The organism is Gordonia sp. LMA167, assembly GCF_058130025.1.
This window is the reverse complement of the sequence record NZ_CM176708.1, coordinates 6,309,117-6,324,702: the sequence shown is the minus strand read 5'-3', so window position 1 is coordinate 6,324,702 and position 15,586 is coordinate 6,309,117. Positions and strand designations below refer to the sequence as shown.

Annotated in this window: 13 protein-coding genes; 11 read left to right on the top strand and 2 right to left on the bottom strand. The window is 66.8% G+C overall.

The features are described 5' to 3' along the window. The first annotated feature begins 10 nt into the window (after nt 1-10). The 8 genes from ACVT6V_RS28380 (at nt 11) to ACVT6V_RS28345 (ending at nt 10,333) form a co-directional block, all read left to right on the top strand. Nucleotides 11-1,567 (top strand): malonate decarboxylase subunit alpha, encoded by a 1,557-nt coding sequence (locus tag ACVT6V_RS28380; RefSeq protein ID WP_489897382.1) that lies wholly within the window; start codon nt 11-13, stop codon nt 1,565-1,567. Between the two features lie 28 nt (nt 1,568-1,595). Further along, nucleotides 1,596-2,774: an acyl-CoA dehydrogenase family protein gene (locus ACVT6V_RS28375; RefSeq protein WP_489897381.1), complete on the top strand. Its 1,179-nt coding sequence runs from the start codon at nt 1,596-1,598 to the stop codon at nt 2,772-2,774. 254 nt (nt 2,775-3,028) lie between these two features. After that, nucleotides 3,029-4,087, top strand: coding sequence for a sugar ABC transporter substrate-binding protein (locus ACVT6V_RS28370; RefSeq protein WP_489897380.1), 1,059 nt, complete (start codon nt 3,029-3,031; stop codon nt 4,085-4,087). 13 nt (nt 4,088-4,100) lie between these two features. Beyond that, nucleotides 4,101-5,144 carry an ABC transporter permease gene (locus ACVT6V_RS28365; RefSeq protein ID WP_489897379.1) on the top strand — a complete coding sequence of 348 codons (1,044 nt, stop codon included), beginning with the start codon at nt 4,101-4,103 and terminating at the stop codon, nt 5,142-5,144. Further along, on the top strand, nt 5,141-6,646 hold the full coding sequence (locus ACVT6V_RS28360; protein ID WP_489897378.1) for a sugar ABC transporter ATP-binding protein: 1,506 nt from the start codon (nt 5,141-5,143) through the stop codon (nt 6,644-6,646). Before ACVT6V_RS28365 ends, ACVT6V_RS28360 begins: the two co-directional genes overlap by 4 nt. Before the next feature lie 2 nt (nt 6,647-6,648). Further along, the gene (locus tag ACVT6V_RS28355; RefSeq protein ID WP_489897377.1) at nt 6,649-7,650 is read left to right on the top strand and encodes an ABC transporter permease; all 1,002 of its coding nucleotides are present in this window, start codon (nt 6,649-6,651) and stop codon (nt 7,648-7,650) included. A gap of 24 nt (nt 7,651-7,674) precedes the next feature. Next, the gene (locus ACVT6V_RS28350) at nt 7,675-8,793 is read left to right on the top strand and encodes an NDMA-dependent alcohol dehydrogenase (RefSeq protein ID WP_489897376.1); all 1,119 of its coding nucleotides are present in this window, start codon (nt 7,675-7,677) and stop codon (nt 8,791-8,793) included. A 25-nt stretch (nt 8,794-8,818) separates the two neighbouring features. Further along, nucleotides 8,819-10,333 carry an aldehyde dehydrogenase family protein gene (locus ACVT6V_RS28345; protein WP_489897375.1) on the top strand — a complete coding sequence of 505 codons (1,515 nt, stop codon included), beginning with the start codon at nt 8,819-8,821 and terminating at the stop codon, nt 10,331-10,333. A gap of 449 nt (nt 10,334-10,782) precedes the next feature. Here ACVT6V_RS28345 and ACVT6V_RS28340 read toward each other — a convergent pair whose 3' ends face one another. Further along, nucleotides 10,783-11,295, bottom strand: a complete 513-nt coding sequence (locus ACVT6V_RS28340; RefSeq protein WP_489897374.1) for an inorganic diphosphatase — start codon at nt 11,293-11,295, stop codon at nt 10,783-10,785. Nucleotides 11,296-11,477: 182 nt separating this feature from the next. Here ACVT6V_RS28340 and dacB point away from each other — a divergent pair, with 182 nt between their 5' ends. From dacB to tilS, 3 genes are read left to right on the top strand one after another with little or no spacing between them, the layout of a single operon-like run. Next, entirely contained in the window at nt 11,478-12,821 is a 1,344-nt protein-coding gene (gene dacB, locus ACVT6V_RS28335; RefSeq protein WP_489897373.1) for a D-alanyl-D-alanine carboxypeptidase/D-alanyl-D-alanine endopeptidase, read from the top strand. Continuing rightward, nucleotides 12,818-13,912, top strand: coding sequence for a zinc-dependent metalloprotease (locus tag ACVT6V_RS28330; protein ID WP_489897372.1), 1,095 nt, complete (start codon nt 12,818-12,820; stop codon nt 13,910-13,912). The genes dacB and ACVT6V_RS28330 overlap by 4 nt, the downstream gene beginning before the upstream one ends. Then, entirely contained in the window at nt 13,891-14,841 is a 951-nt protein-coding gene (tilS, locus tag ACVT6V_RS28325; protein ID WP_489897371.1) for a tRNA lysidine(34) synthetase TilS, read from the top strand. Before ACVT6V_RS28330 ends, tilS begins: the two co-directional genes overlap by 22 nt. A 22-nt stretch (nt 14,842-14,863) precedes the next feature. Here tilS and ACVT6V_RS28320 read toward each other — a convergent pair whose 3' ends face one another. Continuing rightward, nucleotides 14,864-15,577: a DUF8020 domain-containing protein gene (locus ACVT6V_RS28320; RefSeq protein ID WP_489897370.1), complete on the bottom strand. Its 714-nt coding sequence runs from the start codon at nt 15,575-15,577 to the stop codon at nt 14,864-14,866. Nucleotides 15,578-15,586 lie beyond the last annotated feature (9 nt).

Sequence of the window (15,586 nt, the reverse complement as noted above, 5' to 3'; positions counted from 1 at the left end):
CGTTTATCTCATGACCGTCGTTCGATCACTTCGCCCGATGCGGATGACCGCGGCCGAGGCCATCGATCTCATCCCCGCCGGTGCCACGGTGGCGCTGACCGGAGCGGGCGGTGGGGTCCTGGAACCCGAGGCATTGCTCACCGCACTCGAGGCGCGCTTCCTCGAGTCCGCACAGCCGCGGGACCTGACGGTCATGTACGCCCTCGGGATGGGGGATCGTCGGGGTGGCGGCACCGGTCGACTCGCACATCGCGGACTCGTGCGTCGGGTGATCGGTGGTCTGTGGACGTGGTCGCCCGAACTGCGCCGGATGGCCCAGGACGAGGAGATCGAGGCGTACTCGCTTCCCGGTGGTGTGATCAGCCAGCTCTTCCGTGAGATCGGCGCGCGCCGGCCCGGTCTGGTCACCACGGTCGGTCTCGGCACATTCGCCGATCCGCGACATGGCGGCGGCAAGTTCAATGATGCCGCAGTCGACGACATCGTCGAACTGGTTGAGTTCGATGGTCGGGACTATCTCCGCTACAAGCCGTTGCGCATCGACGTTGCACTGGTTCGTGGCGACACCATGGACCGCAACGGCAACATCGGCTGGGCCGGGGAAGCCGCCCAGCTCGACGCGCTGTCGGTTGCCCAGGCGGCGCGCGCATCCGGAGGAATCGTGATCGCCCAGGTCAAGACCATCACCGACGACATCCTCGACCCCCACGTCGTGCACCTGCCGGCCCTTCTCGTCGACGCGGTCGTGTCCGTGCCGACCCAATGGCAGACGCACGGTGCTGAATTCGATGAAAGACTCTGCCGCCCTGGAGATCTCGATCAAGACGCGGAGATGCCGACCTCACGTGCACGCGAGATCATCGCGCGGCGGGCGGCGTCACACATCGGCCGCGGCTCGATCATCAACGTGGGCTTCGGAATCCCCACCCACGTCGTCGACGTGCTGGCGGCCGAGCAACGCCTGCAGGAGAACACGATCGTGATCGAACAGGGCATCTTCGGCGGACGCCCGCTGACCGGCGATCTGTTCGGCGCGGCACTGCATCCGGAGGTCGTCCACTCCTCGACCACCCAGTTCGATCTGATCAACGGCGGCCTCATCGACGTCACCTGCCTGGGCATGGCCCAGGTGGACGCGAGCGGATCGGTCAACGTCAGCCACATCGCGGGTGCCATCAACGGGCCCGGAGGCTTCGTGGAGATCTCGGAGAGCGCCGACACCGTGGTGTTCTGCGGCACTTTCACCGCGGGGGGCCTCGACGTCGACATCGTGGACGGACGACTGGCGATCTACCGTGAGGGACGCGTCCCGAAGTTCGTCCCGTCGGTCGAGCAGGTGACCTTCTCCGGGGCCCGTGCACTGCGGGACGGCCAACGCGTCGTCTACGTCACCGAACGCGCGGTGTTCGTGCTCGGTGAGTCGGGTCTGGAACTGACCGAGGTCGCACCGGGAGTCGACATCGAACGAGACATCCTCGCGCACATGGGCTTCACGCCGATCATCGACGCGCCCAGACAGATGGACCCGACATTGTTCGGAGCCTCTGCAGCGCTTTCTTCGCACTGAACAACCGACAATCACCGAGGAGTGATCAATGTCCTTTGCACCCGGCACCCGACACAGCCGAATCCCCACCACGCTGTTCGGATCCGACGAACGCGCACTGGTGGCGGACTTCGTCGACGAGCGCATCCGGCCGATCGCGGCCGAACTCGACGAGACCGAACGGTTCCCGGAGGAGCTCTACAACGAGATGGGAAAGATCGGGCTCTTCGGGATCACCGTTCCCGACGAGTTCGGCGGTGTCGGCGGCACCGCACTCGACTATCTGTTCGTGATGGAGTCGCTGTCCTACGGATACGCCTCTATCGCCGACCAATGCGGTCTGGTCGAGATCCTCGGCACGCTGCTGAGCAGCTATGGCAGCGACGAGCAGGAGCGGCGCTACCTGCGTCCCATGCTGACCGCCGAGAAACGGTGCGCCTATGCGCTGACCGAGCCGGGGTCCGGATCGGACCTGGGCTCGATCACGACCCGAGCGGAACGGACCACGTCCGGCTGGCGGCTTCGTGGAGAGAAGATCTACATCCACAACGCGCCCGTCGCCGACTTCGCCGTGGTGCTGGCCGTCACCGACCCCGAACGCGGTAAGCGAGGCGGCATCTCGGTGTTCGTCGTGGACATCGACACGCCTGGCGTGAGTCGCGCTTATCACGAGCACAAGATGGGCCAGCGTGCCTCGCAGGTGGGCGGACTCGTCTTCGATGATGTCGAGCTCGACGAATCGGCACTCCTGGGCGAGGAGGGGCAGGCGTTCGGTTACATGATGAAGGTCCTCGCCAAGGGCAGGCTCGGCATCTCCGGACTGGCCCTGGGCATCAGTCGTGCGGCTCTCGACGCCGCAGTGCGCCAGTCGCTGGATCGTCACCAGTTCGGACGGGCCATCGCGGAGAACCAGGCGATCTCGTTCTCGCTGGCGTCGGTGGCCACCGAACTGCAGGCGGCGACATCGCTGTCGGTGACAGCGGCCCGGGCGCTGGACGCAGGCGACGGTGACGCCGAGGTCCTGTGTTCGATGGCGAAGCTCAACGCGTCGGAGGCGTCCGTCCGCCACACGGATGCAGCCCTGCAGGTGTTCGGTGGGAACGGGTTCATCCGCGGCTATGAGGTCGAGCGTCTCTATCGGGACGCCCGGATCACCAAGATCTACGAGGGCACCAGTGAGATGCAGCGCCTGATCATCAGCCGGTCGTTGTTGCGATCCGCCGGCTGACGGTTCGAGCGGGCTCGTTCACGCGGTGCGAGAAAGCGCTATCAGGACGGCGCGGATGCTGGGGTCTGACCAGATGGTCCGCGGCGGACTCCCGCGCACCGACTGCGCTCTCGACTACTCCGTCTGATCTGCATCGATGTCGCCAACTCGGCGATCCCTTCCCCGCCTACGCAAGACTCTTGACATGTGGTCCCGATCACTGTAGAAAACGCTTACAGGAGGTTTCAGTTTTCATGAGACACACAATTCCCCGGGTGCGAAGGCTCGCGACTGCGGCTCTCGCCGCCGTCCTGGGCTCCGCCGCCCTCGCCGGATGCGGAACCGGTTCATCGTCATCGGACGCGAGCGACCTGCTGATGGTCTCCGAGGTCCGCTCGCTCACCAATCCCTACGAGGCGGCCTGGGTGGAGGGCAGTCAGGCCTACGCACGCTCGGTCGGCGCCGACCTCAAGGTCATCGTCTACGGCGGCGACTCGCAGAACGCGCTCTCACAGCTGCAGTCCGTCCTGGCGACCGGCAAGAAGGTCCTGCTCAACATCAACCCCAACACCAGTGCCGACACCCCGGCCATCGTGCGGGCCGTGCAAAACAGCGGCGGCTGCGCGGTCACCCAGTGGAGCAAGCCGGCCGACCTGCACCCGTGGGACGTCGGCGACGGCTGGGCCTCCTACGTCAGCTACGACGGCGTCAAGGAAGGCGCCGACACCGGTGACGTGTTGGGCCAGAGCATCGGTGGCAAGGGTGGTGTCATCGCGATCCAGGGTCTGCTCGCCAACGAGGTGAGCAAGACCCGGTACCAGGGCTTCACCGAGGGCATCGCCAAGCATCCGGGTGTGAAGGTTCTGGACAGCCAGCCCGCCGACTTCGACCGCAACAAGGCGTATGCGACGACACAGACATTGCTGAACAAGTACGGCGACAAGGTCAACGGCATCTGGGCGGCCACCGACTCCATGGCTCTCGGCGCACTGCAGGCGGTGCGTGAGAAGGGCAAGGTCGGGCAGATCAAGGTCGCCAGCGCCGCCGACGCGACCCCCGAAGGTCTCGAGGCCATCGAGAACGGACAGATGGTCTCCACCTACACCACCGACCCCTACTTCAACGGCGCCATGGGCCTGGCCATCTGCCATCAGGCGGTGACCGGTCAGCTCGATGTCTCGCAGCTGCCCCGGCTCAAGCGCGAGTTCTATGTCGATCAGACGCTGATCACCAAAGACAACGCAGCACAGTACGCCCAGCGTCCGACGGACCAGCAGATCGTGGACTCGGTCCGAGATCCGTTCTCGCGCATCGTCGGCCCCATCGATCAGTGAGGAACATCCGACCATGACCACATCAGCACCGGCGCAGCCGGACGAGATCGCGCCGACAACCGGTGACGGCACCACCGCCGGACACCGGGGCGGCTCGGTTCTGTTGTCCCGCTGGGGGCGTTCGCTCGGACCACTCGTCGCGCTCGTCGCCCTCTGCGTGATCTTCTCGTTCACCGCCGACTCGTTCTTCACGATCGGCAACTTCAACGCGATCGTCCAACAAGCGGCGATCCCACTGATCCTCGCGATGGGGGCCACGCTCGTCGTCCTGATCGGCAGCGTCGATCTCTCCATCGAAGGGGTCATGGCCGCGAGCGGCCTGACGTTCGTCCTGCTGGCGGCCAACAGTGTCAACGGCAACAACCTCGGACTGTGGGCGGTCTTCATCGCGGTCGGCGTGGGCGCACTGTTCGGCCTGGCCAACGGTGTGCTCCACGCGGTCGCGCGGGTCCCGTCCTTCCTCGTCACACTCGGCACCTGGTTCATCGGACTGGGTGTGGCCACCGTCTTGTTCGGCACCACCACACCGCAACTCGCCGATGCGGGGCTCGGCCACTGGGCCCAGGGCGCGTGGCTCGGCATCCCGATCATCGTCGTGTTCGCCATCGTCGCCGTCGTGGTCACCTTGTTCATCTGCAAGTTCACCCCGCTCGGCACGCACACCTACGCGATCGGCGGCGATGAGGCGATCAGCAAGGTCACCGGCATCAACGTCACCCGCACGAAGGTCATCCTGTTCACCATCGCGGGCATCATGTCCGGGATCGGCGGTGTCCTCGCGACCATCCGACTGGGTGTCGGTGACGTCGGGGTCGGCTCGGGCAACCTCTTCCTCACCCTGTCGGCGGTGGTGGTCGGCGGAACCCTTCTGTCCGGCGGCCGCGGCGGACCCCTGCACTCGCTCGTCGGCATCCTCCTGCTCGTCGTCCTCGGCAACGGTCTGTTGCTCTCCGGCGCGAGTCCCTATGTCCAACAAGGCGCACAGGGCGTGATCATCGTCGCCGCGGTGATCGCGACCGGATGGCCTGCCCGCAACCGATTGAGGGTCGTGAAATGACACCACTACTCGAGCTCGACGGCATCACCAAGCGCTACGGCCCCAATGTGGTCCTCGACGATGTCTCCATCACCGTCAACAAGAACGAAGTGATCGGACTGATCGGCGAAAACGGGGCGGGCAAGTCGACGCTGCTGAAGATCTTGGCCGGCGTGCACAAGCCCGACGGTGGCGTGATGCGGATCGCCGGCGTCGACACCGTGTTCGCCGACCCGGCCGACGCCACCCGTCACGGTGTCGGTGTCGTCCACCAGGAACAGTCGCTGCTGCCGAATCTGAGTGTGGCCGAGAACCTCACCTTGGGTTCGGAGTCGGACTACGTCCGCCTCGGCGTCACTCGACGAGGTGCCCGCCGACGCGCCGCCCAGGCGATGCTCGACCGCGTCGATTCCGCCGTCGACCCCGACGCGCCGACCGAGGACCTCGGGTTCGCCGAACGGCAGATGGTGGAGGTCGCCCGTGCCATCAGCGACCGCCAGTCCGACCACGCACCGCTCCTGGTCCTCGACGAGCCGACTTCGGTGTTACAGCCCGCCGACATCGAGATCCTGCACGAGCGGGTGAAGGCCCTTCGCGAGATCGGATCGGTCATCTTCGTGTCCCACCGGCTCGACGAGGTCCTGCGGTTCTCCGACCGCGTCTACGTGCTTCGGGACGGCCGCCTCGTCGGGGAACGCACGACCGCCGATGTCGACGAACGCGAGCTCTATTCGATGATGATCGGCAAGGAGGCCGCCGACGAGATCTACTGCACCGACCGACGGGTACCCGTCGACACGGCGCAACCGGTTCTCGAGGTCCGCGAAGCATCGGTCGGCCGCAGCGTCGACGGGGTGTCGCTCTCAGTCGCCCCCGGTGAGGTCGTCTGCATGGTCGGCGTCGCCGCGTCCGGCCGAGAAGAGTTCGCGCGAGCCGTCTTCGGAGCCGAGCCCCTGCGCGGCGGGAACGTGTCGGTCGCCGGTTCACGACTCTCGCCACGCTCACCCAAGCAGGCCGTCGGCGCGGGAGTGGCCTACCTACCCGCCGAACGCCGTTCGGAGGGGATGGTCGCCGGTGCCACGGTCGCCGACAACATCTGCCTGTCGCATCCGGTGAGCGGACGCCGGGGCCGGGCGGCCGCCGCACGACAGGTGGCCGAGACGTGGATCCGGGAACTGCACATCCGACCCGACGATCCCGACGCCGACATCGCCCGGCTGTCGGGTGGCAACCAGCAGAAGGCCGTGCTCGCCAAATGGCTGTGCGACGACAGCCTTTCGGTGCTCATCCTCGACCACCCGACGCGCGGTCTGGACATCGGTGCCAAGGAAGACGTCTACCGACTCATCCGCGACCTCTCCGACCGCGGTGTCGGCGTGCTCGTCCTCGCCGACACACTCGATGAGGCGATCGGTCTCGGGCATCGCATCGTGGTGCTCCGCGACGGCCGCCTGACCGCCGAATACGACTCTGTCGCAACACAACCCCCCACAAAGCTCGAGCTACTCGAAAAGATGATGTGACCATGGCTGACACCGCAATCACCTCGACACTGCGCCACAGCGCCGCTGCGCCGACGCGATCGCTGCCCACTGCGGCGATGCTGCGGACCGCGGGACCGCTGGCCCTGCTGATCGTGCTCCTCGCGCTGGTCACGATCGCCGAGCCCAACTTCTTCTCGACGACCGCGCTGTCGGTGGTCACCGCCCAGGCGCTGCCGATCCTGCTGCTCGGGCTCGGGCAGATGTTCGTGATCCTGACCGGCGGCATCGACCTGTCGGTCGCGGCCGTGTGTTCGCTGGGAACCGTGATCCTCGCTCAGACCATCGGCGCCACCGGGCCATTGGCCATCCTGATCACCGTGGCGGCCACCGCCGCCATCGGCGCGCTCACCGGTTTCCTGATCACTCTCGGACAGGTTCCCTCGTTCGTGGTGTCCCTGGGCGCGCTGGGATTCTGGGGAGCCATCGCGCTCGCATTGTCCGGGTCGACGACCATCTACATCGATCAGCACTACAGCGCGATTTTCTGGCTCAGCTCGCAGACCTTCCTGAGCATGCCGCTGGCCGTGTGGATCGGACTGCTGATCGCCGCGGGCATCTGGGCCTTCATGCATTACCACCCACGTGGCAACATCTTCCACCTCGTCGGACTCGGCGAGAGGTCGGCGCTGATGGCCGGCATCCGGACAAAGGCGGTACGCATCACCGCGTTCGCGCTCTCCGGACTCTTCGCCGGCCTGGCCGCGGTGGTGCTGTCCTCCCAACAGCAGAGTGCGGCACCGCAACTGGCCGACGCGCTGCTGCTGCCCGCCATCGCCGCCGTCCTCGTCGGCGGATGCGCGATCACCGGAGGAATCGGCAGCGCCTGGAAGGTCATCGTCGGCGCCCTCATCGTCACGGTGTTGCGCGTCGGCGGCTCGGTCGCCGGTGTCGATCCCAACTACCAGCAGATCGTGTACGGCGGGGTGGTCATCGCCATCGTCGTTCTCACCCTCGATCGCAGCAAACTCGCGATCATCAAATAGACCATCACAGGAGGAAAACAAATCATGTCTCGAACAGTGCGCGGAGCAGTCATCGATGCGATCGGCGGCAAGTGGGAGGTCGAAACCCTCGAACTCGCCGAACCCGGACCCGGCGAGGTTCGCATCAAGGTCATGGCATCGGGGCTCTGCCACTCCGACGATCACCTCGTCACCGGTGACATCCCCAACGCGCTGCCCATGGTCGGCGGTCACGAGGGTGCGGGCATCATCGACGCCGTCGGGCCCGGCGTCCGCCGTCTTGCCGTGGGCGACCATGTCGCCACCGCCTACCTGCCCGCTTGCGGCCGGTGCCGGTGGTGCTCGCAGGGCATGCAGTACATCTGTGACTCGGGCGCGGGGATGGAGAACGGATTCGGTATCGACGGCAATCCGCGTTTCACGCGCTCGTCGGGGCAGTCGGTCGGGGCGATGCAGCGGCTGGGCACCTTCGCCAATTACCTGGTGACCGACGAAACCCAAGCCGTCAAGATCGACGACGACCTCCCGTTCGACGTCGCCTGCCTGGTGTCGTGTGGTGTGGCGACGGGGTGGGGAGCCGCGGTCAACGCAGCCCACGTACGTCCGCGAGAAACCGCCATGATCGTCGGAGTCGGCGGCGTCGGCATCAACGCCGTCCAGGGTGCCCGCAACGCCGGCGCGGCACATGTGGTCGCGGTCGACCCGGTGCCGTTCAAGCGAGAGCAGGCGCTGACTCTCGGGGCCACGCACGCGTTCGCGTCCATCGCCGAGGCCATGCCGTTCGTGCACTCGGTCACCAACGGTCAGGGTGCAGACTCCGCCGTCGTCACCGTCGGCGTCGTTGACGGGGCATTGATCGCCGAGGCGTTCTCCGCGGTTCGCAAGGAAGGACGGGTGGCGGTGGTCTCGATCGGTCAGAACGAACCGGGCATCCCGATCAGCCCGCTGGAACTCGTGGTCTATGCGAAGACGTTGCGCGGTGTGCTGTTCGGCAACTGCAACCCGACCTACGACATCCCCGCCCTGCTGGACTATTACAAGGCGGGCAGCCTCAAGCTCGACGAACTCATCACCACCCGCTACACGATCGACCAGATCAACGACGCCTACGTCGACATGCACGCCGGCAAGAACCTGCGTGGCGTGCTGATCCACGAGCACTGAACCGACCACTCACCAGGAGTCACACATGTCTTCTCCCAGCGTCATCGAACCGACGACCTCGGTCCGCCGCTACGGGATGTTCATCGACGGTAATTTCGAGTCCGGCGCCGACCGATCCACGGTGATCCGGCACAGTCCGGTCGACGGCCGGGAACTCGCCGAATACGTCGCCGGCGACCGCACCGACACTCTGCATGCCATCGCCGCGGCACGGCGGGCGTTCGACGATGGACCGTGGCCGACCACCCCATCGATGGAACGCGCCCGCGCATTGCTGCGGGTGGCCGAACTGATGCGCGCCGACGCCCCGCGACTGGCCCGCATCGAGGCCGAGGAGACCGGAAAACCGCTGCGGTACGCGCGCAGTGACGTCGACGGAAGTGCCGAGCTCTTCGAATATGCTGCGGGGCTTGCCATGTCGGCGCACGGGGAGGCGCACACCGGAATCGCCTCGGACTGTACGGCCCTGGTGGTCCGCGAACCCGCCGGTGTGGCGGCGATGATCCTGCCGTGGAACTTCCCGCTGCTGCTCCTCGCACAGAAGCTGCCGTTCGCACTCGCGGCGGGTTGCACGGCGGTGATCAAGCCGTCGGAGTTCACCTCCGGCACCACGCTTGAACTGGCCGGCATCCTGTCCGCCGCCGGTCTGCCGGCCGGCGTGGTGAACGTGGTCACCGGCTACGGCGCCGATGTGGGATCGGTACTCGCCGAGAGCCCCGACGTGGACATCCTCTCGTTCACCGGCTCCACCGCAACCGGTCATGCGATCACCGCGGCGTCGGCGGGCACGGCCAAGCGACTGTCGATGGAACTCGGTGGCAAGGCCGCCAACATCGTCTTCGACGACGCCGACCTCGACGACGCTCTCGACGGCGTCCTGTTCGGTGCGTTCTTCAACAACGGTGAATGCTGTGTCGCCGGGTCGCGCCTGCTCGTGCAGGAGTCCATCGCCGACGAGTTCGTCGAACGATTGGTCGGCGCGGCCGAACAGCTGCGGGTGGGTGATCCGCTGGACGAGTCGGTCGACGTGGGACCGATGATCCACGCCGGCCACGTGAACAAGGTCCGCGGCCACATCGCATCGGCGCAGACCAACGGAGGTCGCGTCGCGGTCGGCGGACCGGCCGTCACTGACACGGAGGACTCTGCGGGACATTTCGTGGCGCCGACGATCATCCTCGACGTCACCGAGCAGTCTCCGGAGTTCCACGAGGAGATCTTCGGGCCGGTGCTGACCGTGACGCGATTCGACGACACCGACGAGGCCGTGCGGCTCGCCAACGCCACCGAGTACGGGTTGTCGGGGTCGCTGTGGACCAAGAACATCGATCGCGCGCTGTCGGTGGCCAAGAAGCTTCGCAGCGGACGGGTGTGGGTGAACACCGCCATCGACGGTGCCCCGCAGCTCCCCGCCGGCGGGATGAAACAGTCCGGCTACGGCCGTGAGATGGGCATCGTCGGCTTCGAGGAGTTCACCGAGATCAAGACGATCCAGATCCGGGAGGGGAAGCGGACGCGGGCGTTCCCGCACATCGGGTAGGCGGACTCGTCGGGAGAAGCCTGGATTTCGCCGACGGAACCCAGGATTGCGTCGACGGAACCCAGAAAAACGCCGACGGAACCTTGCTTCGCGTCGAGAGAACCCAGAAAAACGCCGACAGCACCCACCTTTTTGATCTCGCCCGCCGGTGGCGAGGTCGGGTGGGTGCTGTCGACGTTTTTCTGGGTTCTCTCGACCGCCGTCAGGCGGGTTTCGAGGTTGGCTCACCAGCCGTCAGGCGGGTCTCGAGGTTGGCTCGACCGCCGTCAGGCGGGTCTCGAGGTTGGCTCGACCGCCGTCAGGCGGGTCTCGAGGTTGGCTCGACCGCCGTCAGGCGGGTCTCGAGGTGACCTCGCCAGCGTCGGCCGGGTTTCGAGGTGACCTCGCCAGCGTCAGGCGGGTCTTGAGTGACCTCGGCCGCCGTCGGGCGGGTTTCGGGGTGAGGCGGGTCAGCCGCGGGACGGCTCGTTGGCCTCGTGGGGGTGCGCCGCGAGACGCTCGATGGCCTCCTGCGCGACCTTCTCGGCCTCGGCTTTGCCGACCCAGCCGCCGGGCTGGACTTCCTTACCCGGCTCGAGGTCCTTGTAGTGCTCGAAGAAGTGGGAGATCGGGCCGAGCTCGTATTCGCTGACGTCCTTGATGTCCTGGATGTGATCCCAGCGGACATCGCCGGCGGGCACACACAGCAGCTTGTCGTCGCCGCCGGCCTCGTCGGTCATGGTGTACATGCCGACCACTCGGGCCTTCACGATCACGCCCGGGTACACCGACTCCGGGAGCAGCACCAGCGCATCCAGGGGATCGCCGTCCTCGCCGAGGGTGCCGTCGATGTAGCCGTAGTCGGCCGGGTAGCCGAACGATGTGTACAGGTAGCGGTCGAGGTAGATCTTGCCGGTCTCGTGGTCGACCTCGTACTTGTTGCGGCTACCCTTCGGGATCTCGATGGTCACATCGAATTCCACAGTTCCTCCTGGCACGTCTTCGTGAGTTCGCTGGTCGGTGACGGCGGACGGCCCATCCACATCGTGGGTCGCCTGCGCAGATCGCCTCAACGATACTGTGGGAACCGGAACGCGGGGGCCACGACCCCGAACAGGACACACTCGGAGGTTCAGTGGGCGCACGGCGCAGATCGACTCGCCGCATGGTGCTGTGGACGATCATCTCGGTGGTCATTCTGGCCATCGTCGCCGTCGGGTCCGTCGCCGTCGCACTCCAGCTCGACAAACAAGACGAACTTCCGCCCGGCATCCCGCCGCAGCCGGCAGCCATCACGGTGAATCCGCAGATCAAGCCGGTTTCCGCAAACGCACCCGAACCCACCGCGGCGGGTGTGCGACGACAGATCGCCGCTGCTGTCCGAGACCCCGCACTGGGCGAGTTCTCCGGGGAGATCAGTGACGCCCTGACCGGGCAGACGCTGTGGTCGGATTCGCCGACGCAGCCGCGCATCCCGGCGTCGAACACGAAGATCCTCACCGCCGCCGCAGCATTGTTGTCCTTGCCACACAACCAACGCCTCACGACGACGGTCGTACTGGGCACCGACGGTCAGCTCATCCTGAAGGGCGCCGGCGACCCGACACTGTCGGCTCAGCCGAACGGTGCCGCCACCTTCTACACGCGTCCGGGACGGATCTCCGATCTCGCCGCACAGATCCGGAAGGCCGGGATTAACGTCACCTCGGTCGCCGTCGACACCAGCGCATTCACCGGGCCGACGATGGAGCAGACCTGGGACGAACAGGACATCGCCGGCGGCGATATCGCACCGATCGAATCGTTGATGACCGACGGCGCACGCATCGAACCGCTCGACGAGTTCTCGCCGCGCGTACCCGACCCGGCAATCACCGCGGGCACACAGCTCGCCGACGCGCTCGGCGTCGACTCCGACGTCACCGACGTGACCGCCCCGACCGGGGCGCAGGTCGTCGCACAGGTGACCTCGGCGCCGTTGGTCACCCGGGTCAACGACATGATGCGCTACAGCGACAATGTGCTCGCCGAGACGTTGTCGATCGAACTCTCCATCGCCCAGGGCGGACCACCCACCATCGCCGGTGGGGTGACCGCGGTGCGCAACGCCCTGTCGCAACACGGTTTCGACATGTCCGACGTCACGCTGCGCGACGCCTCGGGCCTCTCCTACGCCAACCAGGTGCCCGCCGCCGTGCTCGACAACCTGATGGGTGCGGCGGCAGGTCCGTCGCAGCCGCTGATGCGGTCGCTGCTCGACGGGTTGCCCGTCGCCGGTGGCACCGGCACGTTGGCCGACCGGTTCAACCCGGACACGAATCCCGGTGCGGGCTGGGTGCGTGCGAAGACGGGAACCCTCACCGGGGTGAGTTCGTTGACCGGGATAGTCCAGACGATCGACGGTCGGGTCTTGGCGTTCGCACTGATGTCCGGGGGCACGTCACCGGCCGACGCGCGGCCCGCGCTCGACGACGTGGCCGGTGAGCTGAGGGAATGCGGATGCCGATGACGAACACCGAGCCGAACACCGACGACCTGAAAAACAGCGTGTCCGAGAGTGAGTCGATCGGCGCACGCATCGACTGGGGTCTCGCCGCGGCAACCGGCAAGCGGCTGTCCCGTCCGGGCCCGAAAACCACCGCCTACACCCTCGACGCCGCATACGCCGAACTCGCCGATGCCGCCACCCGCGCCGAGGCGCCGGTCCGTGAGGTCACCCGACTCGCCGACGGGCTCCGGGTGCCCGCCACCCGTGTCCTCGATCGCCGCGAGTGGGTCGAGGCGGCGGCGCAGTCGATGCAGTCGATGCTCGGCGTCGACGGGGCGACCGGCTCGTCCGGCGGACTCGCCGCACTGTCCTCGAAGGCCGGCGGCGTGCAGGCCGGTGGCCTGCTGGCGTTCCTGTCCGGCGCCATCCTCGGCCAGTACGATCCGTTCACCCCCGACCCCGACACCGGCGAACCGGGTGTGCTGATGGTGGTGGCGCCGAACATCATCTCGGTGGAACGCTCATTGCGCGTGGTACCCAGCGACTTCCGGCTGTGGGTCTGTCTGCACGAGGTCACCCACCGGGTGCAGTTCTCGGCCAACCCGTGGTTACGCCAGTACATGGTCGACAACCTGGAGATCCTGACCTCGGAGACCGATGAGTCGGCCGGCGAGATCGTCGCGCGGATCAGCTCGATGGTGCGCGGCGACAAGCCCCGGGAGAAGGGCGTGCTCGGCGCGATGCAACTGCTGCAGACGCCCGAACAGTACGAGGCGTTCGGCCGCATGATGATGCTGGGAACGCTCCTCGAGGGGCACGCCGATCACGTGATGGATGCGGTCGGACCTGCCCACGTGCCCACGGTCGCGTCGATCCGGCAGGCCTTCGACAAACGACGGACCGGTCCGCGCAACCCGATCCAACGGATCATCCGCGCCCTGATCGGTATGGACGCCAAACTGGCGCAATACATCCGGGGGAAGGCCTTCGTCGACGAAGTGGTCGACGCCGTCGGGATGGACTCGTTCAACACCATCTGGACGTCCCCGGAGACCATGCCGCGACCGAACGAGATCGACGAGCCGCGCGCGTGGATGCAACGGGTGCTCTAACCCGCGCGGTCGCCGAGTTCGCCGCCGCTCATCCGGCTCTCGGTACAGACATGTGCGTAGGGCTGTCCGGTGGGCCGGATTCCCTGGCACTCGTCGCCGGTGCGGTGCGCGCCGGGATGTCGGTGCAGGCGCTGGTCGTCGATCACCGGCTCCAGGTGGGGTCGGACAGCGTCGCGGAAACAGCTGCGGCCGCTGCGCGCGCGCTGGGTGCCGAAGCCCGCGTGCTCGCCGTCGACGTCGGCACTGTCGGCGGCCTGGAGGCCGCAGCCCGTCAGGCCCGCTACGCCGCCCTCGACGAGGCCCGCGACGGTCGACCGGTCCTGCTCGCCCACACCGCCGACGATCAGGCGGAGACAGTCCTGCTCGGATTGGCCCGCGGCTCCGGCGCCCGGTCCATCGCGGGCATGCGAGCGTGGAATCAGCCGTGGGGCCGGCCACTGTTGGCGATCCGCCGATCACAGACACTCGCCGCCTGCGTCGAACTCGGCCTGCATCCTCATCACGATCCGCACAACCGCGATCCCCGCTTCACCCGCGTCCGGCTACGGGCGGAGGTGCTGCCGATGCTCGACGACGTGCTGCACGGCGGGGTCACCGAGGCGCTGGGCCGGACGGCGTCGTCGTTACAGGCCGACAACGATGCCCTCGACCATCTCGCCGACCGGCTGTGGCGGCGCGCGAAGATCGGCGACGACCTCGACACCATCCCGCTCCTGGAGACCCCTCTGGCCCTGCGTACCCGGGTGGTGCGGCGCTGGCTGCTCGACGTCGGCGCCACCGAACCGACGCATCGGGTGATCTCCGCGGTCGACGCCGTCGTCACCGACATGCGGTCGACGGCCACCGTCGCGGTCGGGGGCGACCCGACGGCACGCCTGGTCGTCGTCCGTGCCGGAGACAGACTGACGGTCCGCCTCGTCGAACGCTGAGGCGGACCGTCAGGGGATGGATCTAGCGCTTCGGCGGGACGAAGGGGGAGTTGATGGTGTTGAAGTACTGGATGGCGGACCAGATCAGGGAGCCGCCGCCGCCGAGAGCGAGGCCGACGATTGATCCAATCCCTGCACCGAGCGGGATGAAGGGCAGGCAACCGACGACTATGCCGCCAGCGCACCCGAGGATGCCACCCACTATGGCGCCCAGGACGGTTCCGACGAGGGAGGAAATCGTCAGTCCCGCGCTCAACTCTTGGTTGAAGCGAGCCAGTGCCTGATCGTCTCGCTCCCGCTTAGTGCGCGGCACATCAGATTGATTGGCGGCCGCCAGCCGCAGCGCCTCCACCTCCACCGGATTGACCGCCGTCGACCGCGCAAGATTACGGGAAGGTATCAGTGTCGCCTTATTGCCGACCGTGTGTGCATCGATCGGGAACTGGCGATATTCCTTTCGATATGCCAACGGCATCCGGAATTGCTCGGCGCCGGCGAGATTTCGAATTACGAGTGTGCCGTTATTCGTGCTGATCGAACCGTTGTGGACCGTCAGGCTGAATGACGACCCTGTCATCGACACGTCGTAGGTCATCGGGCCGCCCGGCCTAGGCGCGGCTTGCGCCGTCCCGGCGAAGGCCGTGATTGCCACGGTGGCAAGGGAAATGATGGTCAGTAGGCGAAGGTGGGTGCGGATGCGGAAATGGGATGCCCTGGGGAGTGCTGCAAAATGCATAGGGGTCGT